Source organism: Nitrospirillum karajorum (genome assembly GCF_036348415.1).
In the GTDB taxonomy this organism is placed as follows: domain Bacteria; phylum Pseudomonadota; class Alphaproteobacteria; order Azospirillales; family Azospirillaceae; genus Nitrospirillum; species Nitrospirillum amazonense_B.
This window is the reverse complement of sequence record NZ_JAZBQB010000003.1, coordinates 2,501,694-2,526,250: the sequence shown is the minus strand read 5'-3', so window position 1 is coordinate 2,526,250 and position 24,557 is coordinate 2,501,694. Positions and strand designations below refer to the sequence as shown.

General features: G+C 66.8%; 21 protein-coding genes. 4 read left to right on the top strand and 17 right to left on the bottom strand.

Annotation, left to right across the window (positions count from 1 at the left end; translation table 11 throughout):
- Positions 1-16: 16 nt before the first annotated feature.
- The 4 genes from UCD39_RS25455 to eno form a co-directional block, all read right to left on the bottom strand.
- The gene (locus UCD39_RS25455) at positions 17-1,402 is read right to left on the bottom strand and encodes a pyruvate dehydrogenase complex E1 component subunit beta (RefSeq protein WP_330498402.1); all 1,386 of its coding nucleotides are present in this window, start codon (positions 1,400-1,402) and stop codon (positions 17-19) included.
- A 22-nt stretch (positions 1,403-1,424) separates the two neighbouring features.
- A complete protein-coding gene (pdhA, locus tag UCD39_RS25450) occupies positions 1,425-2,438 on the bottom strand; it encodes a pyruvate dehydrogenase (acetyl-transferring) E1 component subunit alpha (protein WP_330498401.1) in 1,014 nt (337 codons plus the stop codon).
- 204 nt (positions 2,439-2,642) lie between these two features.
- Entirely contained in the window at positions 2,643-3,014 is a 372-nt protein-coding gene (locus UCD39_RS25445) for an FtsB family cell division protein (RefSeq protein WP_330498400.1), read from the bottom strand.
- Between the two features lie 196 nt (positions 3,015-3,210).
- Positions 3,211-4,491 (bottom strand): phosphopyruvate hydratase, encoded by a 1,281-nt coding sequence (eno, locus tag UCD39_RS25440; RefSeq protein WP_330498399.1) that lies wholly within the window; start codon positions 4,489-4,491, stop codon positions 3,211-3,213.
- A 249-nt stretch (positions 4,492-4,740) separates the two neighbouring features.
- Between eno and UCD39_RS25435 the strand changes: the two genes are divergently transcribed.
- The gene (locus tag UCD39_RS25435; protein ID WP_330498398.1) at positions 4,741-6,399 is read left to right on the top strand and encodes a DUF6438 domain-containing protein; all 1,659 of its coding nucleotides are present in this window, start codon (positions 4,741-4,743) and stop codon (positions 6,397-6,399) included.
- A complete protein-coding gene (locus tag UCD39_RS25430) occupies positions 6,396-7,757 on the top strand; it encodes a DUF6438 domain-containing protein (RefSeq protein ID WP_330498397.1) in 1,362 nt (453 codons plus the stop codon). Before UCD39_RS25435 ends, UCD39_RS25430 begins: the two co-directional genes overlap by 4 nt.
- A 46-nt stretch (positions 7,758-7,803) precedes the next feature.
- Here the strand turns inward: UCD39_RS25430 and UCD39_RS25425 are convergent, their stop codons facing one another.
- From UCD39_RS25425 to tpiA, 10 genes are all read right to left on the bottom strand, one after another.
- A complete protein-coding gene (locus UCD39_RS25425; protein WP_330498396.1) occupies positions 7,804-8,283 on the bottom strand; it encodes a 1-acyl-sn-glycerol-3-phosphate acyltransferase in 480 nt (159 codons plus the stop codon).
- On the bottom strand, positions 8,207-8,782 hold the full coding sequence (locus UCD39_RS25420; RefSeq protein ID WP_330494633.1) for a plasmid pRiA4b ORF-3 family protein: 576 nt from the start codon (positions 8,780-8,782) through the stop codon (positions 8,207-8,209). The genes UCD39_RS25425 and UCD39_RS25420 overlap by 77 nt, the downstream gene beginning before the upstream one ends.
- On the bottom strand, positions 8,779-10,374 hold the full coding sequence (gene tnpC / locus UCD39_RS25415) for an IS66 family transposase (RefSeq protein ID WP_330494634.1): 1,596 nt from the start codon (positions 10,372-10,374) through the stop codon (positions 8,779-8,781). Before tnpC ends, UCD39_RS25420 begins: the two co-directional genes overlap by 4 nt.
- A 96-nt stretch (positions 10,375-10,470) precedes the next feature.
- Positions 10,471-10,818, bottom strand: coding sequence for an IS66 family insertion sequence element accessory protein TnpB (tnpB, locus tag UCD39_RS25410; RefSeq protein WP_044559820.1), 348 nt, complete (start codon positions 10,816-10,818; stop codon positions 10,471-10,473).
- Positions 10,815-11,249 (bottom strand): IS66-like element accessory protein TnpA, encoded by a 435-nt coding sequence (gene tnpA / locus UCD39_RS25405; RefSeq protein ID WP_330494635.1) that lies wholly within the window; start codon positions 11,247-11,249, stop codon positions 10,815-10,817. The genes tnpB and tnpA overlap by 4 nt, the downstream gene beginning before the upstream one ends.
- 36 nt (positions 11,250-11,285) lie before the next feature.
- Entirely contained in the window at positions 11,286-11,564 is a 279-nt protein-coding gene (locus UCD39_RS25400; RefSeq protein WP_330498395.1) for a lysophospholipid acyltransferase family protein, read from the bottom strand.
- A gap of 164 nt (positions 11,565-11,728) precedes the next feature.
- Positions 11,729-12,568: a 3-deoxy-8-phosphooctulonate synthase gene (kdsA, locus tag UCD39_RS25395; RefSeq protein ID WP_330498394.1), complete on the bottom strand. Its 840-nt coding sequence runs from the start codon at positions 12,566-12,568 to the stop codon at positions 11,729-11,731.
- Between the two features lie 77 nt (positions 12,569-12,645).
- On the bottom strand, positions 12,646-14,277 hold the full coding sequence (gene pyrG / locus UCD39_RS25390; RefSeq protein WP_145730148.1) for a CTP synthase: 1,632 nt from the start codon (positions 14,275-14,277) through the stop codon (positions 12,646-12,648).
- A gap of 108 nt (positions 14,278-14,385) precedes the next feature.
- Positions 14,386-14,799, bottom strand: a complete 414-nt coding sequence (gene secG, locus UCD39_RS25385) for a preprotein translocase subunit SecG (protein WP_145730147.1) — start codon at positions 14,797-14,799, stop codon at positions 14,386-14,388.
- A 127-nt stretch (positions 14,800-14,926) separates the two neighbouring features.
- Positions 14,927-15,676, bottom strand: a complete 750-nt coding sequence (gene tpiA, locus UCD39_RS25380; RefSeq protein WP_330498393.1) for a triose-phosphate isomerase — start codon at positions 15,674-15,676, stop codon at positions 14,927-14,929.
- A gap of 303 nt (positions 15,677-15,979) precedes the next feature.
- On the opposite strand from tpiA, the gene UCD39_RS25375 reads away from it, so the two are divergent.
- Together UCD39_RS25375 and trpE are read left to right on the top strand one after the other, a co-directional pair.
- Positions 15,980-17,863: a peptidylprolyl isomerase gene (locus UCD39_RS25375; RefSeq protein WP_330498392.1), complete on the top strand. Its 1,884-nt coding sequence runs from the start codon at positions 15,980-15,982 to the stop codon at positions 17,861-17,863.
- A gap of 6 nt (positions 17,864-17,869) precedes the next feature.
- Positions 17,870-19,396 carry an anthranilate synthase component I gene (gene trpE, locus UCD39_RS25370; protein ID WP_330498391.1) on the top strand — a complete coding sequence of 509 codons (1,527 nt, stop codon included), beginning with the start codon at positions 17,870-17,872 and terminating at the stop codon, positions 19,394-19,396.
- 71 nt (positions 19,397-19,467) lie between these two features.
- Here the strand turns inward: trpE and UCD39_RS25365 are convergent, their stop codons facing one another.
- From UCD39_RS25365 to UCD39_RS25355, 3 genes are read right to left on the bottom strand one after another with little or no spacing between them, the layout of a single operon-like run.
- Positions 19,468-19,890: a hypothetical protein gene (locus UCD39_RS25365; RefSeq protein WP_330498390.1), complete on the bottom strand. Its 423-nt coding sequence runs from the start codon at positions 19,888-19,890 to the stop codon at positions 19,468-19,470.
- Positions 19,891-19,916: 26 nt separating this feature from the next.
- Complete coding sequence (locus tag UCD39_RS25360) at positions 19,917-21,485, bottom strand: phosphate ABC transporter substrate-binding/OmpA family protein (RefSeq protein ID WP_330498389.1); 1,569 nt, start codon at positions 21,483-21,485, stop codon at positions 19,917-19,919.
- Entirely contained in the window at positions 21,485-24,487 is a 3,003-nt protein-coding gene (locus UCD39_RS25355) for a tubulin-like doman-containing protein (RefSeq protein ID WP_330498388.1), read from the bottom strand. The genes UCD39_RS25360 and UCD39_RS25355 overlap by 1 nt, the downstream gene beginning before the upstream one ends.
- Positions 24,488-24,557: the final 70 nt, after the last annotated feature.

The window sequence follows — 24,557 nt, the reverse complement described above, 5'->3', positions numbered from 1 at the left end:
CGCCTTCCCAGCCGGTTCAGCGGTACAGCACGGCCTTGGCGGCGGTGACGACGTCATCCACCTGCGGCAGGGCCAGCTTTTCCAGGTTGGCGGCGTAGGGCATGGGCACGTCCTTGCCGTGCACGCGCACCACGGGCGCATCCAGGTAGTCGAAGGCGTGTTCCATCATCACCGCGGACATTTCCGCGCCGATGCCGGCGAAGGGCCAGCCCTCTTCCACCGAGACCAGACGGTTGGTCTTCTTCACGCTTTCCACGATGGTGTGGACATCCAGGGGACGGATGCTGCGCAGGTTGATGACCTCGGCGCTGATCCCCTGCTCCGCCAGCTTGTCGGCGGCGGCCAGGGCCATGCCGACCTGCAGCGAGAAGGCGGTGATGGTCACGTCCGTGCCGGCGCGCTCGATCTTGGCCCGGCCGATCGGGATGATGAAGTCCGGATCGGTCGGCACCTCGAAGTGCTGGCCGTACAGGATTTCGTTTTCCAGGAAGACCACGGGGTTCGGATCACGGATGGCGGCCTTCAGCAGGCCCTTGGCATCGGCGGCGCTGTAGGGCGACACCACCTTCAGGCCCGGGATGTGGGCGTACCAGCTGCTGTATTCCTGGCTGTGCTGCGCGGCCACGCGGGCGGCGGCGCCGTTGGGGCCACGGAACACGATGGGGCAGCCCATCTGGCCGCCGGACATGTACAGCGTCTTGGCGGCGGAGTTGATGATGTGGTCGATGGCCTGCATCGAGAAGTTGAAGGTCATGAACTCCACGACCGGGCGCAGACCGCCGAAGGCCGCACCCACCGCCAGGCCGGCGAAGCCGTGCTCGGTGATGGGGGTGTCGATCACGCGGTCGGGGCCGAACTCCTGCAGCAGGCCCTGGGTCACCTTGTAGGCGCCCTGGTATTCGGCCACTTCCTCGCCCATGACGAAGACGTTGGCGTCCTTGCGCATCTCCTCGGCCATGGCGTCGCGCAGGGCCTCGCGCACCGTCATGGTCTGGGTGTTCTTGAAGAAGCGGTCCTCGTCCGACGGCGGCGGGGCCACCAGGGCCGACACCACCGGGGCGGCGGGAACGGCGGCCGGCTTGGCCTCTTCCCGGGGCGCCTCGGCCCTGGGGGCCGGCGCGGCGGGGGCCTGGGCGGCGGTCACGTCGCTGGCGCTCTCGCCTTCACCGGCCAGCAGGGCGATGGCGGTGTTCACGGCCACGTTCTCGGTGCCTTCCGGCACCAGGATCTTGGCCAGGGTGCCTTCGTCGACCGCTTCCACTTCCATGGTGGCCTTGTCGGTCTCGATCTCGGCGATGACGTCACCCGCCTTGATGGTGTCGCCTTCCTTCTTCACCCACTTGGCCAACTTGCCTTCGGTCATGGTGGGGGACAGGGCCGGCATCAGGATATCGATGGGCATTTTCTTATTCTCCGGCCAGCGATCAGGCTTCCACGAGGATGTCGGTCCACAGCTCCGAAGCGTCGGGCTCGGGGCTGGTGGTCGCGAAGTCGGCGGCCTCGGTGACGACGGCCTTCACGTCGCGGTCGATGACCTTCAGGCTTTCCTCGTCGGCATAGCCCTTCTCGAACAGCATCGCCTTCAGGTGGTCGATACAGTCATATTCCGACCGCATCTTGTTGACCTCTTCCTTGGTGCGGTACTTGGCCGGGTCGGACATGGAGTGGCCGCGGTAGCGGTAGGTCTTCATCTCCAGGATCATGGGGCCGTTGCCGCCACGGACGTAGGCTACGGCCTCGTCGGCGGCCTTCTTGACCTCCAGCACGTCCATGCCGTTGACCTGTTTGCCCGGGATGCCGTAAGCGCTGCCGCGCAGGTACAGCTCACCCGCCGACGCGCGCTGCTGCGAGGTGCCCATGGCGTACTTGTTGTTCTCGATGACGTAGATCACCGGGAGCTTCCACAGGGCCGCCATGTTGAAGGACTCATAGACCTGGCCCTGGTTGACGGCGCCGTCACCCAGATAGCAGACGTCGATGCAGCCGTCCTTCTTGTACTTGTGGGCGAAGGCCAGGCCCGTGCCGATGGGCGTCTGGGCGCCGACGATGCCGTGGCCGCCGTAGAAATTCTTCTCGCGCGAGAACATGTGCATCGAGCCGCCCTTCCCCTTGGAATAGCCGCCCTCACGCCCCGTCAGTTCCGCCATCACGCCCTTGGCGTCCATGCCGCAGGCCAGCATGTGGCCGTGGTCACGATAGCTGGTGATGACGCTGTCGCCCGGCAGCTGCGCCGCCTGCATGCCCACCACCACGGCCTCCTGGCCGATGTACAGGTGGCAGAAGCCGCCGATGAGGCCCATGCCGTACAGCTGACCGGCCTTCTCCTCGAAGCGGCGGATCAGCAACATTTCCTTGTAGTAGCGGAGGAGTTCCTCCTGGGTCGGCTCCGGCGCTGCGTTCTCAGCGGGCTTGGCACGGCGTCTCGTGGTCGTGGCCACTGGCGTCTCCCTTCTCAAGCGTGGGCATTGCGTCGCGGTCCCCGGGGGTCGGCCCCAGGTGCACTCCGGGCCGGGTCGGCCGGCACGGCATCACTGCTAACCACAAGTGCGGTGCAATGCAAGGAGTGTGCACTGCAATACCTTGCTTCAAAAGGATTATTTACGATTAACCTAATTCTGGCTAATCGGTGGATTATCAGCGGTTTAGGGCGTTTTGGCCGGCGCGTCCTTGTCTTCATGCGGGGCAGGCTTGCCCGGAAGAAGGATCACGAGGTCATCCGGGCGGGAGAAATCGAGCACCTTGCGGGACTCTTCCTCCAGCATGTCGGGGTCCAGATTGTCGGGGCGCAACAGGCGGGCGCGGCGCTCCATCGCCTCACGCTCGGCGCGCACCTGATCCAGCTGGGCCTTGGCCTGGCTGACCTGGGTCTGCAGCTGGGTCAGCGCCATCAGCCCGCGTTCGCCCTGCACCGTGTGGTACGCGAAATAGGCGACGACGGACGCCCCCACCACAGGTGCAACCACCTGGCGCAGGGCGCGGTTCAGTGCGGTACGGAAAGAACGGGCGCCAATCATGGGCCCATGGTTCCACAAGGGTTCCGCAACCGTCAAATGGAAAGCGGCGCCTAGTCTGGCTGCCGCATTTAATTCATCTGAAATACCAACCGGCGCGCGACTTCAACTGACTATAGGGCAAAGAAAAAGGGGTGGAAGCCAGGCCCCCACCCCCACTTTCCGGCTATTCCGGACGATACCGGAACGATGCCCGGTTTCAGCCGCGCTTCAGCGCGCCACGTCCCGGGAACACCGCCGCCAGATCCAGCGCCTCTTCAATCCGAATCAGCTGGTTGTACTTGGCGATCCGGTCGGAACGCGACAGCGAGCCGGTCTTGATCTGGCCGCAGTTGGTGGCGACGGCCAGGTCGGCGATGGTGGCGTCCTCGGTCTCGCCCGAGCGGTGCGACATCACGGCGGTGTAGCCGGCGGCCTGGGCGATGCGCACGGCCTCCAGCGTCTCGGTCAGGCTGCCGATCTGGTTGACCTTCACCAGGATGGAGTTGGCGACACCCTTCTTGATGCCATCGGACAGGCGGGCCGGGTTGGTGACGAACAGGTCGTCGCCCACCAGTTGCACCTTGGACCCGATGGCATCGGTCAGGGCCTTCCAGCCGGCCCAGTCGTCCTCGGCCATGCCGTCTTCGATGCTGACGATGGGGTAGCGGCCCACCAGGTCGGTCCAGTAGCGCACCATGGCGTCGGGATCGAGGGTCTTGTTCTCGCCGGCCAGCACGTACTTGCCGTCCTTGAAGAACTCGGTGGAGGCGGCGTCCAGCGCCAGCACCACGTCGTCACCGGGCTTGTAGCCGGCGGCCTCGACCGCCTTCATGATGAAGGACAGGGCTTCGTCGGTGGAGGCGAGGTTGGGGGCGAAGCCGCCCTCGTCACCCACGGCGGTGTTGTGGCCGGCGTCCTTCAGCTTCTTCTTCAGGGCGTGGAAGATCTCGGCGCCGATGCGGATGGCGTCGGCGCAGCTCTCCGCACCCACCGGCATCACCATGAATTCCTGGATGTCGATGGGGTTGTCGGCGTGGGCGCCGCCGTTGATGATGTTCATCATCGGCACCGGCAGGATGCGGGCGTTGGTGCCGCCGACATAGCGGTACAGCGGCAGGTCCAGCTCAGCCGCCGACGCCTTGGCCACGGCCAGCGACACGCCCAGGATGGCGTTGGCGCCCAGGCGGGCCTTGTTCGGGGTGCCGTCCAGCTCGATCATCGCGGTGTCGATGGCCACCTGGTCGGTGGATTCCAGGCCGCCGATGGTGTCGAAGATCTCGCTGTTGATCAATTCGACCGCCTTCAGCACGCCCTTGCCCAGGTACTTGCTCTTGTCGCCATCGCGCAGCTCAACGGCCTCGTGCGCGCCGGTGGAGGCGCCGGAGGGCACGGCGGCGCGGCCGAAGGCGCCGGACTCCAGCCGAACGTCGACCTCAACGGTCGGGTTGCCCCGGCTGTCGAGAATTTGGCGGCCCTGAATATCGATGATCGCGGACATGGGTTCTTCCCTTTATGCGTCGTGACGGCGAATGCGTCGTGGCGGGACGGTGCCCGTCATAGCCTTTAGGGCCGGCCCCAGGCAAGACCAGCAGGCGCGGTATCGCCTATGACGTTTTGAAGGCGGCGGTTGTGGACTGACCCAGCGCCCGCCTGACTTGACCGGAACAGCGCCTTTCTCACGGGAAGATTGGCCACTTTGTTCCCGTTATGGCAGAGTTGGCCCGACTGAGCCGTTGGGGAGCCCGCCTTGCCGCAAGCGCCACGCCGCGTCACGCCTCTACTGGTCGCAGCCCTGCTTCCCCTCCTCAGCGCGTGTGCCCTGCACCGGGACACCGATGACGCCATCCGCCTCAGTTCCACGACATTCTTCGGCCACCTGACCAACCAGGCGGACATCCGTGAACCCTCATTAGTGGAGGCGACCACCGTCGAACTAAAGGTGCGGGCCAACGAGGACGGCCGCGTCACCGCCGTGACCGCACCGCCCCAGGCCCACGCCTATGGGGTTGATTGGCCGCAGAAGGCCGATGACCCAGCGGTAAAGACGGCCGTGGATGCGGCCCGGCGCTGGCGCCTCCGGCCCCTTCTCTATCGGGGTCACCCCGTGCCAACGCGGGCCACGGTAGCGGTGCGGGTGCTGCCGGCCGAACGCTGGGCCCAGCCCGACGCCCCCTTTCCCGAGGTGGATTGGTCCAAGCTGAGGATCAGCCTGAGCCGCGATGTGCCCTTTGGCGGCCAGTATACGGTCACCGTGGCAGGCGATGGCCATGTCGTCTTCGAAAGTCCCGCCCAGCCCGACATGGCCACCTTCACCAACCGCGCCCTATTGCCGCGCGGCCTGTTCCTGCCTGGCCGACATGAGGACAGCATCGATCCGGCCTTGGTGCGCGCCCTGGTAGCCAAATTCCAGGCGGCACGCTTCTTCGGCGTGGCACCGGAGTACAAGGCGCGAAGTCGTGAATCTCCGTTCGTTACCCTCACCCTGGATACCGGCCACGGCAGCCGCCGGGTCGTAGATTATATTGGCCGCGACGTGGGCTTGCCGCAGTCGGCGAAGGATCTGGAAGACGAGGTGGACCGCATCGCCGGCACAGCGCGCTGGACGAGGGGCACGCCGGGCGTCATTGGCTGGCTGGCCGCCACCGGCTTCGATTTCAAATCCGACATGGCCGCTGTCCTCGCCGTCAGTGACTATGGCTGGAATGCCCAGGCCACTGTGCTGGAGGTCATGAACCGCGGCCTGGATTTGGAGAAGACCTCGACCGCTGATCGACCCCGGATAGGGCCGGTCGGCATCATGCTGATGCGCCAAGCCCTGTCCAAAGGGCAGACCACCGTCTTTGCCCGCCTGATGGCGGGCGGCTGGTTGGCGCGGCTGCAGCCGGGGGACGCGGACCGCATGTTCGCCTTGGCAGGAGCCAACTGCGATGCCGGCTTCGCGCGGGCGGCCGTGGCGGCGGGCTTGGCAGTGGACGGACCCGCCGCCGGATTGGAGAACGGCCCCAATGGCACAGCGCTCATCACCCTTGCCACCCGCTATTCCTGCGCGTCGGAGCAGGCCCGGCTGGACACCGCCGCCCAGTTGCTGAAACTGGGCGCCGATCCCAACCGGCGGGATGAAGATGGCCGCACGGTCCTGTTCCATGTCCGCAATCTCGACCTCCTGGAATTGCTGCTGGCCCACGGCGCCGACGTGACGCTGCGGAACCTGGCCGGCAACAGCGCGGCCCTGTGCAGCCAGGAAGACGCTATAACCCTGCGGCTGCTGGAGGCAGGCGCCAGCCCGGAAGGGCGCGACGAGGACGGTCACACCCTGCCCGAACGGGCGGCGCTCTATGACATGCCCGCCACCGCGCGCTGGCTGGCGGCGCATGGACAAACGACGTCCCAAGGGGGCAAAATATGAGACTGCTGTCATGGTCCCCCACCTTGCCGTTCCGCCGCCTCAGCGCGGCCGGGCTGTTGCTCCTGGGCCTGGCGGGCTTCCCAGCGCGGGCGGCGCCAGAGCCGCAGCCGTTTCCCGCCGAGGACGCCAGCAAGCTGCGGATAACCTTGACTCGCCTGGGATGCGGCATAGGGCGCTGCCCACAATACAGTGTGGAGATCGAGGGATCGGGCCGTATCATCTTCGACGGCGGCGGCGATCTGCCGGCGGGCCAGCGTTTCCCCACCGCCGTCTATCGCCGTCCGCCCTTCTTCTCCTCAGATGTGGTCGTGCCCGGCCGGCAGGAGGACCATGTGCCGCCAGAAGCGGTGGCGGCGCTAGCGCGCCGCTTCGAGGAGGCGCATTTCCTCGAGTTGGCCGACAGCGACCTCGCCATGATCACCGATGCGCCGCACTTCAGCCTGACCCTGGAAACCGGCAGGGGTACCAAGCACGTCGAGGATTATGCCGGAAGCGGGATGGGAATGCCCGCCGTGGTCAAAGCGCTGGAAGATGAGGTCGACCGCGTCGCCAATACCGGCCGATGGGTTAACGGTGCGCCGGGGCTGGTTGATTGGCTGGCCGCCATCGGGTTCGACTTCACGTCCGTATCCGCCGCCGCCATCGCCCTGCACGGTCCCGATGTGCCGCCCACTGAAACACTCTTGGGCATGATCGACCGCAGCCTGCCGCTGGAGACGGTCACCAAGGGCCGTGACGGCCAGTCCGACAGCTTGTTGGGCCTCGATTTGCTGCGCGATGCAATAAAGGAGGGGCGCGCCCCAGTTTTCCAACGGCTGGCCGCCGCCGGTTGGCTGCCACGTTTGCGCCCCGGTGAGGCCAATCACCTATTCGCGCGCTGGGGCGCCGCGTGTGACCCAGCGTTGGCTGAAGCCGCAGTGGCGGCAGGGATCCCCGTCGATGCCGTCACAGTGGCAGAGCCAAGCCCGCAGAAAGGCGGTGGACAGACGGCGCTGGCCTCCCTCCAAAGCTTCCGATGGAAACCTCGTGACGCCCGCTTGGCCACCGCCAAACGGCTCCTTGCCTTGGGGGCCGACCCCAACCATCGTGACAGGCGGGGCCGCACCCCACTGTTCGAGGCAGACGATTTGGACATGGTGGAGACACTGCTGGCCAACGGCGCCGATGTCACGATCCGGGACGAGAACGGCCTGGGGCCCGCCTTCGCAAATTGGAACGACACTATCGTTGTACGCCTGCTGCAGGCGGGCGCCAGCCCGCAGGGGCGCGACGAGGAGGGGCATACGCTGGCCCAGCGTGCCAAAATTTATGACATGCCCACCACCGCCCACTGGCTGGCGGCGCGCGGTATCCAATGACAAAACACCGGCGGCAGGTCGCCCCCGACCGGTGTTCCGCTCCACCTTAAAATGACACCCCCGCCCCGATGCTGCGCCGCTTGCCACGTGTGCCCGCATAGAACAGCGACAACTGGGCCAGGTCCGCCGCCTCGTTGCCTGTGGGGATCAAGACGGACCCGAAGCGCGCTTCGCGGCGGCCATAATCCAGGGCCACGGGCAGTACCGGAACCCCGGCCGCGCGCGCGATGCGATAGAAGCCGCTTTTCCAACGGCCGACGTCCCCGCCGGCACCGGGCTTCCCGCCCCGAGTGCCGTCCGGGGCCACGCCGATGACCAGTTGGTCGGCGGCATCGAATGCCGCGACGCAGGCGCCTACAACGCCTTGTGGCGCGGCGCGATTCACCGGCATCACGTCCAGGAAGCGCATCAGCGGAGCCAGCGGCCCCTTGAACGTAAGCGTCAGCGGATCACCGCGTCTTTGCCTTTTTCGGTGCTGACCGGCGAGCGGCGATGCGGGCGAGTCTTTGCCTGACCGGTTGCTCATCGAAGGCGCCAGGATCGTAGTCACCGAGCCACTCCTTGACCTCATCGTGATCGGGATGGTTCGGGTCAGCGAGGATGTCGAGTTGAGCATAGAAGCCAGGAATGCCGCCGCAATCCTCCGGCGGCGCGGCACCTTCCCCGGCGACGTAGCGGGGATAGGCGACACCCATTTCGGGCGGACGGGGCCGGGTCACAGTCAGTTGATGTTCCCAGCAGTCACCGAAGTCGTAGGTGTAGAGGAGCTTGGTCTTGCGAGGCCGCAGCAGGTCTTGAAGCGGCAGCTTGGCGGCCCGGCTTTGGGATATCTCCTCGCTGTCGCTGGCGAATGACCAGAGATGGGCATCCTGCCATTCCATGGCGGCCTGGATGACGCCATGAACTTGCTTCAGCGTCATCGTGATCGGCACCTCGACCTCGCGCCAGATCGGCGGGTCGGTGTCGAGCAGATCGATGCGGACTGTCGCGATGAGCTCTGGCGGGAGGGGGGCGTCGGCGGTCATGCCGCGAGTTTGTCAGCCCGGCGTGTCCAGTTCCAGGGCAGAAGTTCGGCCAGCCGGTTGATCGGATGGCCCTTGGCCATGCGGTCCAGGACATCCGCCAGATAGGCCTCGGGGTCGAGCCCGTTCAGCTTCGCCGTCTCCAGGACGGAGTAGAGGAGTGCCGCCCGGTCGCCGCCCGCCTCGGAGCCCAGGAACAGGAAGTTCTTCCTGGTAAGGGCGATGCCACGCAGGGAGCGCTCGGCGGGATTGTTGTCGATGGCGATGCGGCCGTCGGCGACATAGAGGGTGAGCGCGTTCCAGCGGTTCAGCGCATACCCGATCGCCTTGCCCAGCGTGTTCTTGGCCGACAGGCGCCGCTGCTGCGCCTCCAGCCATGGTTTGAGGTCGTCGAGGATGGGAACGGCGAGTTGCCGTCGCGCGTCCCGGCGCTGGTCGGCCGACAGGCCGGTGATCGTGGCCTCGACCTCGTAGAGCCGCCCAATCCGGCGCAAGGCCTCTTCGGCGATGGGTGACCTGGTCTTCTCGTACTGGTCGTAGAGGTGCCGCCGCGCATGCGCCCAACAGGCCGCATGGACGATACCTGGTGGAACGATACCGGGCGGGACCAGGCCCGATGGCCGGGTCAGGGCCTCATAGCCCGTGTAGGCGTCGGCCTGGATCACCCCGCTGAACCCGGAGAGATGCTCACGCGGGCGCTCGCCCTTGCGGTCCGGGCTGAAGCGATAGAACGCCGCCGGCGCACGGTCACCGCACCAGGGCCGCTCATCGACCAGATAGGTCCAGAGCCGACCGAGCCTGGTCTGGCCGTTGCCGGGGGCCAGCACCTTGACCGGCGTGTCGTCGGTGTGGATGATTGGCGCCGCCATCACATGGGCGCCGATCAGACCGGCCAGGGGGGCTACCCACCAGGCGGCATGGCCGACCCAATCGGCCAAGGTCGCGCGCTCGATCGCGATGCCCTCACGCGCCAGGATCGCCGACTGCCGGTAGAGCGGCAGCCCGTCCAGGTACTTCGACACCACGACATTGGCCAGCAGGCCGGCCCCGGGGCGGCCCTTCTCCACCGGCAGGTCCGGGGCCGGCGCCTGGAGGACGGCCTCGCACGCCCGGCAAGACAGCTTCGGCCGGATGTGGCGGATCACCTTGAGCCGGGCCGGGATCTTCTCCAGTACCTCGGTCACGTCCTCACCCAACCGGGAGAAATGCGTGCCGCCGCAGCCGGGGCAGACGTCGCCTGGGGAATGGACGACCTCTTCGCGTGGCAAATGCTCCGGCAGAGGACGGCGCACCGGATGACGCTGGTCCCGCTGGCGCCGTTCCGGGGCCGCGTTCCCGCCATCCAGCGACGGCGCCGTCCGGGCGGCCTCGCCTTCCTCCAGGTCTTCCAGCATCAGTTCCAGTTGGGCGATCTGCCGGTCGAGCTTCTCCGACGAGCGGCCGAACTGCATCCGGCGAAGCTTGGCCAGTTGCGCCTTATACTGCTCGATCAGGAGACGTGCGCCGGTCAGTTCCGCCCGCGCCGCGGCCAGTTCGGCCTCGCGTTCGGCGAGCCGGGCACGAAGCTCGGCGATCTCTGCGGCAACGTCGGTCATGGGGCGGATTCTACCCGAAAACACCACCACCGGCAGGGTGGTGGACAGCATCCGAGTCACTATGACGCGCCGGGGGCCGCATGGAACCGAGCGTGCTCAGCAGGCCGCGTCCGGCTGCCAGGTGCGCACCGGCGTCCGCCAATCGATCCCTTCCAGCAGCATGGAAACCTGGGCGGAGGTGAGCACGACCGAGCCCTCCCGGGCCTGCGGCCAGACGAACCGGCCGCGCTCCAGCCGCTTGGAGAACAGGCAAAGGCCCTGGCCGTCCCACCATAAAATCTTGATCAGGTCGCCCCGCCGCCCCCGGAAGGCGTAAAGCGCGCCGTCGTGGGGATCAAGCCTCAGCATCGTCTGCACCTGGGCGGCCAGGCTGTCGAACCCACGGCGCATATCGGTCGCGCCGCACGCCAGGTAGATGCGCACATTGCCCGGAATGCCGATCACGACAACGCCGCCAAAACCCGGCGCAACGCCGCTTCGCCGACATCGCCGGTGATCCGCAGCCGCACGCCGGTCGGCAGCTCCACCTCGATCACGCCGATGGCAACGGGGGCCCGCTCCGCCGCTTGAGGAGCGACAGCTGGTTCAGGCAACGCCGCATCGGCAACGACCGAGACCGGCACGAACCCCGTCAGCTCACCCGACCGGAACTGCTTGCGCCACGTCGACAGCTGACCGGTGCTGATACCGTGCATCCGGCACGTCAGGCTCGGCGACGACCCCGGCGCCACACTCTGCGCCAGAACCCGCAGCTTCTCCTCGGTACTCCAGCGCCGCCGCCGCTCCGGCCCGCTCAAAACCTCGCCGTGCAACTCCGAAGCGCTCGTATGAGCACTTCGAAGCGCCTCCTTGCCGATCACCGTCACGTCATCCATGCGTCCACCACTCAAGCCGAGCGGCAAGCATGCCCATCAATAACGCCCTGGGAAGGCGGGGCTGCGCTGACGCTTACCCTTGAACAGGGTGTGTTTGCCGAGCACCGTGACGCGCACGCCGATGGCGAAGGCGACGGCCATGGCCACCACGAAATCCCAATTGGAACTGTGGGGCGCGGCGATGGCGACGAATTTTGGAATGTCGGGAACCTGCCCCACCAGACGCCAGCCCATAAGGCGCATCGTCAGGCGGCCCAGGCCACGCGTGAAGGCGTTCCCCCGCCGGGGAACCCGTGCTCCCACCGCACCATCCATGCTGATTTCCTCCCGCCGCCGCTAGTTGGTCAGGCGGCTTACGGACGGCAGCATGACGAAGGTCCGCGCGCTTGGGAAGCCGCTCGCAGCCCGCCCATACGGAGGATGCGGCCGGTCGACGAAGTGCGTCCGGCCTGGTTCACCCACGGATCAGAAGCCACCGATCAGAAGATCGGGTTGGCCTTGGCGATGCGGTCGATGGCGACCATGGTTTCCAGCAGGGCCGGCAGGTCCTTCAGCTTGACCATGTTGGGGCCGTCGCTGGGGGCGCAGTCGGGGTTCTCATGGGTTTCCATGAAGACGGCGGCGACACCCACGGCCAAGGCGGCGCGGGCCAGGACCGGCACGAACTCGCGCTGGCCGCCGCTGGTGGTGCCCTGCCCGCCCGGCTGCTGCACGGAATGGGTGGCATCCATCACCACCGGATAGCCCGTCTGCGCCATGATGGGCAGGCTGCGCATGTCGCTGACCAGGGTGTTGTAGCCGAAGCTGGCGCCACGCTCGCACAGCAGGATGTTCTCATTGCCGGTGGAGGCGATCTTGGCCGCCACGTTCTTCATGTCCCACGGCGCCAGGAACTGGCCCTTTTTCACGTTGATGACCTTGCCGGTCTCCCCGGCGGCCAGCAGCAGGTCGGTCTGGCGGCAGAGGAAGGCCGGGATCTGCAGCACGTCCACCACCTCGGCCACCGGGGCGCACTGCTCCGCCGTGTGCACGTCGGTCAGGACGGGGCAGCCGAACTTCTCCCGCACCTCGGCCAGGATGGGCAGGCTCTTTTCCATGCCCAGGCCGCGCGCGGTGCTGACCGACGTGCGATTGGCCTTGTCGAAGCTGGTCTTGTAGACGAGGCCGATGCCCAGCTTGGCGGTGATCTCCACCAGGGCGTGGCTCATCTCAAGCGCGTGCTCACGGCTTTCCAGCTGGCAGGGGCCGGCGATCAGCATGAAGGGCTTGTCGTTGGCCACGTCCAGGTCGCGGATGCGGACGGTGCGGATGTCGGTCATCTCAAGATGCTCCCAAAAGCCAAAGGGCCGCCGCTGACGATGCGGCGGCCCCCTGGGACTGATACGGGCGTTGCTGCTTAAACCAGCCGGCTCTGCGCGATGGCGGCGCTGATGAAGCTGGTGAACAGCGGGTGCGGCTGGAACGGCTTGGACTTCAGCTCCGGATGGAACTGCACGCCGATGAACCACGGGTGCGACGGGATCTCGACGATCTCCGGCAGCTCGCCGTCGGGCGACAGGCCGGAGAACTTCAGGCCCACCTTCTCCAGCTGGTCCTTGTAGGTGATGTTCACCTCATACCGGTGGCGGTGACGCTCCTCGATATGGTTGGCGCCATAGACCTCCGCAACCTTGGAGCCCGGCAGCAGCTGGCAGGGATAGGCGCCCAGCCGCATGGTGCCGCCCAGGTCGCCCTCGGCGCCGCGCTTCTCCATCTCGTTGCCGCGCACCCACTCGGTCATCAGGCCGACCACGGGATGCTTGTACTTGTGGCCAAACTCGGAGGAACCGGCGTCCTCCAGGCCCGCCAGGTGGCGGCTGGCCTCGATCACCGCCATCTGCATACCGAAGCAGATGCCGAAATAGGGCACGTTGCGCTCACGCGCGAACTGGGCCGCGCGGATCTTGCCTTCGGACCCACGCTCGCCGAAGCCGCCGGGAACGAGGATGCCGTGCACCCCTTCCAGACGCTGCACGGCGCCACCGCCCTCGAAGATTTCGCTATCGATCCAATCCAGCTTGACCTTGACGTTGTTGGCGATGCCGCCATGCGTCAGGGCCTCGGCCAGCGACTTGTAGCTGTCCAGCAGGCTGGTGTACTTGCCGACCACGGCGATGGTGACCTCGCCCTCCGGCTGGCGGACGCGGGCGGCGATCTCCTTCCAGCGGGTCAGGTCCGGCGCCTCGTCGGCCGGCAGGCCGAAGTAGCGCAGCACCTGCTCGTCGAAGCCCTGCTCGTGATAGCTGACCGGCACGTGGTAGATGGTGTCCACGTCCAGGGCGGCGATCACCCGCTCCTGCCGGATGTTGCAGAACAAGGCGATCTTGCGGCGCTCGTTCTCCGGGATCGGACGGTCGGAGCGGCACAGCAGGATGGACGGCTGGATGCCGACCGACAGCAGCTCCTTCACCGAATGCTGGGTGGGCTTGGTCTTCAGCTCACCCGCCGACGGGATGTAGGGCAGCAGGGTCAGGTGGATGAACAGCGCCCGCTCCGGCCCCAAATCGTTGCCCAGCTGGCGGATCGCCTCCAGGAACGGGGTGCTTTCGATGTCGCCGACGGTGCCGCCGATCTCACACAGGATGAAGTCCTCATCCTTCACATCACCCAGGATGAATTCCTTGATGGCGTCGGTGACGTGCGGAATCACCTGCACGGTGGCGCCCAGGTAGTCGCCGCGGCGCTCCTTGGCGATGACGTTGGAGTAGATGCGGCCGGTGGTGATGTTGTCCGACTGCCGGGCCGAGACGCCGGTGAAGCGCTCGTAATGGCCCAGGTCCAGGTCGGTCTCCGCGCCGTCGTCGGTCACGAACACCTCACCATGCTGGTAAGGGCTCATGGTGCCGGGGTCGACGTTCAGATAGGGGTCGAGCTTGCGCAGGCGGACCTTGTAGCCACGGGCCTGGAGCAAAGCACCCAGAGCGGCCGACGCCAGTCCCTTACCCAAGGAAGAGACCACGCCGCCGGTGATGAAAATGAAGCGCGTCATGGAAGCCTAGTTTAGCTAAAGGCCGCATGTCGGGCCAACGCGAATGCGCCGGCCCCCCGAATTGAAAGAGGCGGCTTTCGCCGCCTCCGTTAGTGTGTCGCCCGCCTTTTACTGGCCGGTCGGAACTTTGGGCTCGCCCGAGGAGGGAGCCGGGGTGGTGGTCGCCGGGGCCGGCTGCTGCGCCGCTGGCGCGGCCGGCTGGTCGCCGGTGGGCACGGCGCCGGGCGCGGGCGTGGCCGGCGCCGGAGCCGTGACGGGAGCCGCCGGCAGCTTGTCGAACACCGAACCCTGGTGCGTGGCGGCGCGGTTCAGCAGGGCCAGCACCAGGCTGGTCACCAGGAAGGCGCCGAACAGGATGGAGGTGGTGCGGGTCAGCAGGTTGGCGCTGCCCCGGGCCGTCATGAAGCCGCCCATGGTGCCGCCGCCCATACCCAGCCCGCCGCCTTCGGAACGCTGGACCAGGACGACGCCGACCAGCGCGATGCCGATCAGAATGTGCAAAACCAGGACGACGGTGGACATCGAAGCAGCAATCCTATCCAGCAGGCCAAAACAGGAGGTGTTGGCAAAACATAAAATAGCCGCCCGCCCCCATGCGGGGGCGGCCGACCTTCAAGCGCATCTCTTTACCCAGTCCGAACCCGGGGCGCTAGCGGCAAGTTTCCGCGATGGCCCAGAATTCGTCCGCCTTCAAGCTGGCGCCGCCCACCAGGGCCCCGTCCACATCGTCGATGTGGAGCAGGCTGGCCGCGTTGTCCGGCTTGACGGAACCGCCATATAAGATGCGCACGGCGTCCGGCTGATCAACCAGCGTTGCGAGACGGCGCCTGATCATGGAATGCATGGCTCCCACATCCGCGGGCGTGGGGGTGCGGCCGGTTCCGATGGCCCAGACGGGCTCATAGGCCACCACGGTGTTGGCCGCCGTGGCCCCGTCGGGCATGGACTCGTCCACCATGCGGGCGATGACGTCCAAGGCGCGGCCGGCATCGCGCTCCGCCTCCGTCTCGCCGACGCAGACGATGGCGATCAGGCCAGCGCGGTGGGCGGCCGCGGCCTTGGCCTTGACCTCCCCGCTCAGTTCGCCGTGCCCTTGCCGGCGCTCGGAATGGCCGACGATGACATAGCGGCAGCCGGCATCCGCCAGCATGGGGGCCCCGATGTCCCCGGTATGGGCCCCCGAATCCTTGCCATGGCAATCCTGGCCGCCGACGCTGACCGGCGCGTCGGACACGGCCTGGACCACGGTATGGATGAGGGTGGCGGGCGGACACAGCAGCATGTCGAAGGCGACGTCACCCGCCCCCAGCATGCGGCCGGCGAGGTCGGAGGCCAATGCCGCGCCCCCTTCCCTGAGCCCATGCATTTTCCAATTACCGACAATGAACTTGCGGCGCATTTTGTTATCTCCCCGAGTTTAACGCACTCAAAGGAACAAACGCGCGGGGGCCTTTATAGGGTGGCCCGCCTTGTCACGCCTGTCCCTGTCGTCATGCTGTAACAGTCATGCGCCGGCATTTCCATGATTCAGGCCGTGACAAGGCCGTGAGTCGGCACGTCCGGCCCATGCGCGTCACCCGCCCAACCATCTATTGCCGGCCATGGTGCCTGCTTCTATGATGCCGCGCCCTGACGGGAGGGTGGGTATGGGCCTTGGCCCCTTTCCCCACCCGCAAGCCAATTCGCAAGACGCAGCAGGCACATGCTTCAGTTCATCCGCAAATTCTCGGGCTCGTGGTTCTCCAAGATCCTGTTCGTGTTCCTGATCATCAGTTTCGGGATCTGGGGCGTGGGCCGGGTGGGCACCACCGTCAGTGACCAAGCTGTGGCCCGCGTCGGCGACACGGAGATCACCCCGCAAGACGTCGACCGCGCTTTCCGCCAGCAGGTGAACCGGCTGCGCCAGACCATGGGGCCCGAGTTCACCGCCGAGCAGGCCAAGCAGATGGGCCTGATGCGCGCGGCGCTGCAGGATGAAATCCAGCGCGCCCTGATCAAGCAGGCCACCCACGATTTCGGCCTGCGCGTGTCGGAACAGGCGGCGGCGCAGAAGATCGCCGACATGCCGGTGTTCAAGGACAAGTCCGGCCAGTTCGATCCGATGCTGATGCGCGCCCTGCTGCGCCAGAACCAGCTGACCGAGGAAGAGATCGTCGGCGAGGTGCGCGAAGACATGGCCCGCACCGAGGTGACGGAGGCCCTGGCCGCCGGCGTGCGCGTGCCGCAGACGCTGGCCCGCGACCTGGTGCGCTATCGCGGTGAGCAGCGCGGGGCGGAAACCCTGTTTGTGGCCGACAAGGCCATGCCGGACCCGGGCATGCCCGACCAGGCGGCGCTGGAGGCTTTCCACAAGGCCCAGGCCGCGCGCTACACCGCGCCGGAATACCGCGCCCTGACCGTGGTCACCCTGTCGACCGACGCCATCGCCAAAACCGAGGAGGTCAGCGACGAGGACCTGAAGAAGGCCTATGACGCCCGCGCCAAGGAGTTCGTGAAGCCGGAACGCCGCGACCTGGACCAGGTGCTGGTCGACACCAAGGAGCAGGCCGACAAGGTGGTGCAGGCCGCCGCGGGCGGCAAGTCGCTGGCCGACGCCGCCAAGGCCGCCGGCGTGACCATGCTGCCACTGGCCGGCATCACCAAGGCCGACCTGCCGGCGGAGTTGCAGGAGATCGCCTTCTCCCTGCCCCAAGGCAAGGTGTCGGAACCGGTGAAGAGCGGGTTCGGCTGGCACGTCGTCGCCGTCACCAAGATCGTCCCCGGCAGCACCCAGACCCTGGATCAGGTGAAGGCCCAACTGGTGGAGCAGGTGAAGGCCGAGCGCGCCACCGACCAGCTGTATGACCTGTCGAACAAGCTGGACGACGCCATCTCCGGCGGCGCCTCGCTGGAAGAGGCCGCTAAGAAGGTGGATGCGACGGTGACCAAGATCGCCGCCGTGGACCGTGAGGGCAAGGATGCCGCCGGCAAGCCGGTGACCGGCCTGGCCGCCCCCATCGCCAAGGTGGTGCAGACCGCCTTCGGCCTGGCCTCCGGCGACACCAGCAGCACCACGGAAGGTGAGCGCAACAAGAGCTATTTCGCCGTGCGCGTCGACAGCGTGCAGGCCCCGGCCCTGAAGCCGCTGGACCAGGTGAAGGACCAGGTCATCGCCGACTGGAAGTCCAGCAAGCGTGACGAGGCCGCCAAGGCCAAGGCCAAGGAGATCGCCGACAAGCTGAAGGCCGGCGCTTCGCCCGAGCAGGTGGCCAAGGAGACGGGCGCCGTCTACACCCGCCAGCCGCCCGTGGGCCGCACCCCGCCGAAGGACAGCCCCTTGACGCCCGAGCTGGTGGACGCCCTGTTCACCCTGAAGCCGGGCGAGGTGACCACCGGCGCCGTCGCCGATGGCCAGATGGTCGTGCGTCTGGCGGCGCTGGTACCCATGCCGGAACCGCTGCTGGCCGACCGCGCCACGGTGGCCGCCAAGCAGCTGCGCGATGGCGTGGCCGGCGACCTCTACGTCCAGTTCCTGGACGCCCTGCGCCAGCGTTACCGCATCACCGAGAACCGGACGCTGCTGCAGCGCCTGGAACACCAGGAGTAAGGCGTCGTGACCCCCTTCCCCGATGAGACGGCCTTCGGCACGGCATACGCAGCGGGACAGGCGCAGGTCGTCTGGACACGGCTGGTCAGCGACCTGGAGACCCCCGTCGCCGCCATGCTGAAGCTGGCGCACGGGCGCCCGTTCTCCTTCCTGCTGGAGTCGGTCACCGGCGGCTCTGTCCGCGGGCGCTATTCCCTGATCGGGCTGAAGCCCGACCTGATCTGGAAGAGCAAGGGGACCCAGGCCTGGATCAACCGGCGGGCCGCCACCGACCCGGCGGCGTTCGAGCCGCTGTCGGCCCCGCCCCTGGACGCCTTGGCCGAAGTGCTGGAAGAAAGCCGCATCGACCTGCCGGGGCACCTGCCGCCCATGTCGGCCGGCCTGTTCGGCTATCTCGGCTATGACATGGTCCGGCTTATGGAAAAGCTGCCGGAGAAGAACCGGGACGCGCTGGGGGTGGAGGATGCCGTCCTCATCCGCCCGACCATCATGGCCATCTTCGACAGCATCGAGAACGTGGTCACGCTGGTGACCCCGGTGCGGCCGCAGGCGGGGGTGTCGGCGGAGGCCGCCTACATCGCCGCGAAGGAGCGCCTGGCCGAGGCCGTGGCCGACCTGGACCGGCCGCTGCCGGTGGGCCACGACGCGGTGGGCGAGGTCGAGGCCCTGCCCGACCCGTCGTCCAACGTCAGCCGCGCCGACTATCACGCCATGGTGGAGAAGGCGAAGGAGTACATCCGCGCCGGCGACATCTTCCAGGTGGTGCCCAGCCAGCGCTTCTCCGTCCCCTTCGCCCTGCCGCCCTTCTCGCTCTATCGCGCGCTGCGGCGTATCAACCCCTCGCCCTTCCTGTTCTTCCTGGATTTCGGCGACCTGGCCGTGGTCGGCTCCAGCCCGGAAATCCTGGTGCGGCTGCGGGACGACACCGTCACCATCCGCCCCATCGCCGGCACCCGCCGCCGCGGCAAGACCCCGGCGGAGGACAAGGAACTGGAGACGGATCTGCTGTCCGATCCCAAGGAGCTGTCAGAGCACCTGATGCTGCTGGATCTGGGCCGCAACGACGTGGGCCGGGTGGCCGAGGTGGGCACGGTCACGGTGACCGAGCGCTTCACCATCGAGCACTATTCCCACGTGATGCACATCGTCTCCAACGTTGAGGGCAAGCTGGACAAGTCCCGCTTCAACGCCATCAACGCCCTGGTGGGCGGTTTCCCCGCCGGCACCGTCTCAGGCGCGCCCAAGGTGCGCGCCATGGAGATCATCGAGGAGCTGGAGGGAACGCGGCGCGGCATCTATGGCGGCTGCATCGGCTATTTCGCCGCCAACGGCACCATGGACACCTGCATCGCGCTGCGCACCGCCGTCATCAAAAACGGCGTCATGCATGTCCAGGCGGGGGGCGGCGTGGTGGCCGACAGCGATCCCGAAGCCGAATACCAGGAGACCGTGAACAAGGCCAAGGCCCTGTTCAAGGCCGCCGAGGAAGCCGTGCGCTACGCCCAGGAAAAGCGGTCGACGCGGAACATCTGAGGCTCGCTTCAAAAGAAACGCCGCCGGTGGGGGCCCCTGCCGGCGGCTTTTTTCATGGCCGCGCCGCCGGTTCAGCGCGCCAGCTTGATGGTCCTCATGGTGATCAGCACTTGGGTGAAGTCACCGCCCTCAAGCTTCTCCGCCAAAGTGCCGGTCACCGTCACATGCTTGCCGATGAAACCGTCGACCGATCGCCCCTGCACCAGGACGATCTGCATCTGATCGACATCCTCGAAGCTGGAAAGATTGGTGTCGCTGTGGGGATCGCCCGCCACATCGACCGGCGCGTCGAGGCGCAGCATCGGCACCCGCAGCTTGGCATCCTCTTCCGGCGTTTCGCCGAAATTGGGTGGGCCGTAATGGTCTTCGACGACCACCGTGCCGGTCAGTTCCACCACCGCAGGCTCATAGTGCAAAGACCGGGAAGCCGCGCTGGCGACCGACGCCGCCCCCATTAGCGCCACCATCGACATGGCGCCAAGAAAACCACGCATCATAAAATCCCCTACCGCAGGCCACCTCAAGGGCGGACGTAGATTTCCACCCGGCGGTTCTTTTCCCGCCCCTCTTCCGTGCTGTTGTCCGCCACGGGCATGTCAGCCCCCAGCCATGTGGTCAGGCCCACCCGAACGCCCTGCTGGCCAAGCGCATCCGCCACGGCACGGGCGCGCTGCTTGGACAGGGTGTCGTTCATTTCGGGCCGTCCCCGGCTGTCAGCGAAGCCAATCAGCAACAGCTTGTCGGGCCGCACGCCGGCGATGGAAACGAAGTCAACCACCCGCGCCAGATCGCGCATGGCGCGGTTGTCCAGAGCGGACGATCCGGTGACGAAGCGGAAGTTGGTGGACAACCGCTGCGCCCCCTTGGTCAGGTCCGCGAATTGCCGCGAGGCGGAGGAAGCGGCCACCGCCTCGGACCGGATGGTCAGCGGCACGAAGCCGCTTTTCTCCACCACCGACTGGCCTGCGGCGGACAAGGCGAACTCGACATACTTGAAGACGTTCGGATTGGCCGGCGCGGCCGCCGTGTAGAGGTATAGACGGCGGGCGAGCGGGTAATCCTCCGTACCGACCGTGAAACGGTTGGGCACCAGCGGGGTGGCGTCAGGTTCCGCGATGGCGACGGCCTTGGTGGGACCGACATAGGCCAGGCCGACAAAGCCGATGGCCGCGGGGTCCGTCGCCACGGCGCCGGCAAGTTCACCGCTGTCCTCGAACCGCTTGGCGCCCGCCACCAATTGGGACTTGCCCAGGACCAGGCTCTGGAAGGTGTCGAAGGTGCCGGAATTATCATCGCGCGCGTGGACATGGATGGGTCCCGGCGTTCCGCCAACCTGCGACCAATCCTTGATCAGGCCGTTGAAAATGGCGGCCACCTTGTCCTTGGACAGGGTGGACACCGGATTGGAGCGGTTGACCACCACCGCGACGCCGTCCAGGGCCAACACATGCTCGTTGGCGGGCCCCATCATGTCCCCCTGGGACGCGAGGCCGCTGGCCTCCTCCGCCGTGACACGGCGTGACGCCATGGCGATGTCCGCGTCGTTCGACAGCAGGCCGCTGAAGCCCGTCTTGGTGCCGCGCGCCACGATGCTGATGGCGTCGGTCTGGCCGGCGCGCTCCCCCACCACCGTCATGTCGGTCGGCGTGGAACCGGGTACGCGGCGGATGTTCTGATACCCCTGGCCACTCAGATAGGCCTCGGCCAAGGCCGGGGCCAGGCCAGCGCCAACGGTGTTGGAACCGGCAAGGCGCAGAATCACCGTTGCCGCCGGCGGTGCCGGCTGGGGGTCTCGTTTGGCCGCGGCGGCCAACGCCGCCGCGGGCTGCTGGGCGGTGGGCGACGCGTTGTTCGACCATCCCTTGCCCCACAGCAGGACGCCGCCACCGACGATGGCGACGACGACAAGCCCGGCGATCGCCGCCAGAACGCCCTTCCCCGAGGTTCCCGACCGCGCCTGGGCCACCAACAGCCCTTTGCCGCATTCGGGACACACGAAATCCTGGCCCGGCTGGCGGGCCAGAAGCTTTCGGCTGTCGGCAAGGGAACAGTTCCCGAAATTCGTGCAATGCCCCATCTGGCCCGTCATCAGATCGCTTCCCCCTTCAGTAGACGGACGGCCGCCTTGCCGCCTTCCACGAATGCCCGGTATTGCGGATTTTGCGGATCCCCGCCGGTCGCCGCCTTCATCTCATCGATGCGGCCGAGGATGCGCCGCTGCAGCGCGGCGCGCGCGTCGGACCCGCTGCACGCGGCCCCCGCCAACGCGGCGGTGACACCGTCACGCAACGACGCCAGCGCCACCAGGTCGACACGGTCCGGCGCTTCCAGCAGGCTGGCGCCCAGCACGATGGGGTCGTTGTCGAAGCCATCGGCGTCCTTGGTGACCAGCAGCAGCTGCGCGGCCCCCGTGGCCGTCCGTCCGTCATGGATCAGGCCCGTCGCGTCCGCCAGCAGCAGATAGGGCACGGCCTCCTTGCGCACCTCGTCCCCTGACTTCACGAACAGCGGGGGGAAATCTTTCCCGTCACCCTCCGTGTGCAGTTCCAGCCTGGCGCGCACGGGATTGCCGGCGATGCGGTACTCGTACTTCTCCTGCAGCACGGGCAGGACGTGCACGTAGCGCACGGGGAACAGGTTCTTGATGGCGATCATGGTGATCTCGTTCTCGCGCCCCTCGGACTCGATGAACTCCAAATCACCGGGCTGGGCCATGCGGAACGCCTGCTTCAGCGCCTCCACGAACAGGGCATGGTCCGGCGCCTTGGGCAGGATGACGATGTACTTGGCGGTCAGGGTCTGCACGCCCACGGGGATGCCGGGTGCGGACTTGTTGACCTCCAGCGGGTTCATGGTCAGGAAGCAGCCCGCCTGGGTCACCAGCTTGGAGACGAAAGCCTTGAGTTCCTGCGGGTCGGTGCCGAAACGCTCCTTCAGCCTCTCAATGATGGAAACGCCCAGGATGCGGTCGCGCGCGTTGGTCACCAGGTTGGCATGGGCTACCTGGGCGTTGCGGGCGCACACCGTCTCGATGGTGTCGGTCAGCGCGGAGAAATCGACCCGTTCCTTGAAGGCGGTGAAGGTCTGGTTATCCCCCAGACGCGCGATCAAGGCCGCCCGCACGGCATTGGTCTGGGTGCGCTGCTCGGCGGAATCGGTCATCAGGGCGCGGCCCACCGACTTAACCAGGGCTGGATCGTAGAAGCGGATGAGATGGCCGCGCAAATCGTCGGCCGCCGCCCCGCCCAGTCGCTGGTCTATCCCCGCCTCAACCTTCTTCAGCGCGTCGCGCATGGTGGAGGCGATGCCGTCGATGATGCCCTTCAGCTCCGTGATCTCGGTGACGACCTCCGCGATCAGTTGCCGGGCGAAGCCCCAGGCTTCCGCCCGCGTGCGGCGGACATACAGTTCCTGAAGATAGATGGCGTGGCTGTCCAGCAGGCTGTCCGGCTTGCCGAACACCGATTTGGACAGGAAGCCCATCTGTGCCCAGGCGCGCAGGTTCTCCGCCAGCCGCGCCTCGCAATCGGCGATGGCGCTGCCCAGCTTGCCCAGCGCCTCATCGACGCCGGCCTGCCGTTCACGCAGAAGGTCGATCAGGGCCTCGACCACCCTGCCCACCTCGGCGGCGGAACGCACACCCGTCCGCCAATCCCCGAACAATTCGCGTTCGACCTGCACGCGGATTTCGCGGGCCATGTCCTTCTTGGCCTTCAACTTGGTGCGGTAGAAGGTGGGGACGCCCAGATTGCGGTAATCCTCATCGAAGCGCTTCTGACAGAGCTTGGCCAGTTCATCCAGCCAGGTGCTGCGTTCCCGCTCCCGCACCAGCGACTTGAAGGTGGGAAGCACCGCCTCCCACTCCTGGGTGATGGGCTTCCACTTGCGTCCGGCGTCGTCTTGCGGCAACAGCGCCACGGACAGCGTCACATGCTCCTCGGTCAGCAACCAGCGGGCCAGCACGTCGGCCTGGCGGACGAAGGCGCCATAATCGGCGTTGCGCGCCTCATCAACGAAGCCCACCGCCTCCTGCCAGTTGTTGAAGCGCAATTGCTGGATGGCCTGCCGCGCGAAGCCCAGCGTCAGGTATTCCTTGATCTCCTCTTCCGGGATGGCGACCCGCTTTATACCGAAGCTGAGGAACCGCTTCGAACGCTCCCCCACCTTCTGGCCCGGCGCCGTTTCCGGCGCGCCATCGCCATTCTCGGCGTTCTCCATGCGCTCCAGCGACCGCCAGCCGACCTGCGAGGCGACGACGATCTTCTGGTACAGGAAATCGGCCAGAATGCCCGGCAGCTCCCGGTCCACATCCGCCTGGTAGCCATTCTCATTCTCGTTGCCGAACAGATAGGCTCCGTTGAACGCGTCCCTCAGGGTCAGCCGCCCGCGCACGCCGGTCACATCCCACGGCTTGTAGGCGGTTGTGGACAGGGCGTTCAGTTCCAGCAGGGCCGCGTAGCCGTTGGAATGATAGTTGCCAGTGTCCCAGTTGGGGTTGGGATGACGCTCCGGCAGCAAGAGATAGGGAATGATGCGATAGCGCAGGGAATCGTCATAGAGATCCCGCAGTTGGGCCAACGCATCGATGATGGCGCCGCTGCCCGTGCCGCCCGCCAGGCCGGCCACGACGTGGAAAGTGACCTCCCCCACACCGGTGGACTGCAACTCCTTCACCGCGGACTGCACCTGCTTGCGGAACTGGTCGATCTTGCAGGCGAACAGGAAGCGGCCCAGGCGCCGTTTCTGGCCGCCCAGGGCGGCCCCGACAACGCTGCCCAGCACGTCGCCCCAGGTGGCGCGATCCCCGATCCAGGGTTTGATGCCGGCGTAGGTGTCGATATTGGCCAGGCGGGCCGACAGATCCTCCCCCGTGATGCGCAGCTGGCTGCCTAAGGGAAGCTGGACGGAATAGCCCAGCACCTTCCAGCTGGGATCGTCCTGCGCCATCATCTCGCCGCTGGAATCGACGTAAAGATAGGCGATCTTCACGTCCCCGGGATTTTCCGCCCGCATCTCCGCATAGATTTGCTTACGCAGCGCCCGGATGACTTTGCCGCCCGTTCCGCCAAGACCTATGACGAGATGCCCCATCGATTCCGCCCACCACCAAAGCCAATACCCGTTTCTTCGGGATATACTCTATGTGGCGTTGTGGGCGTAG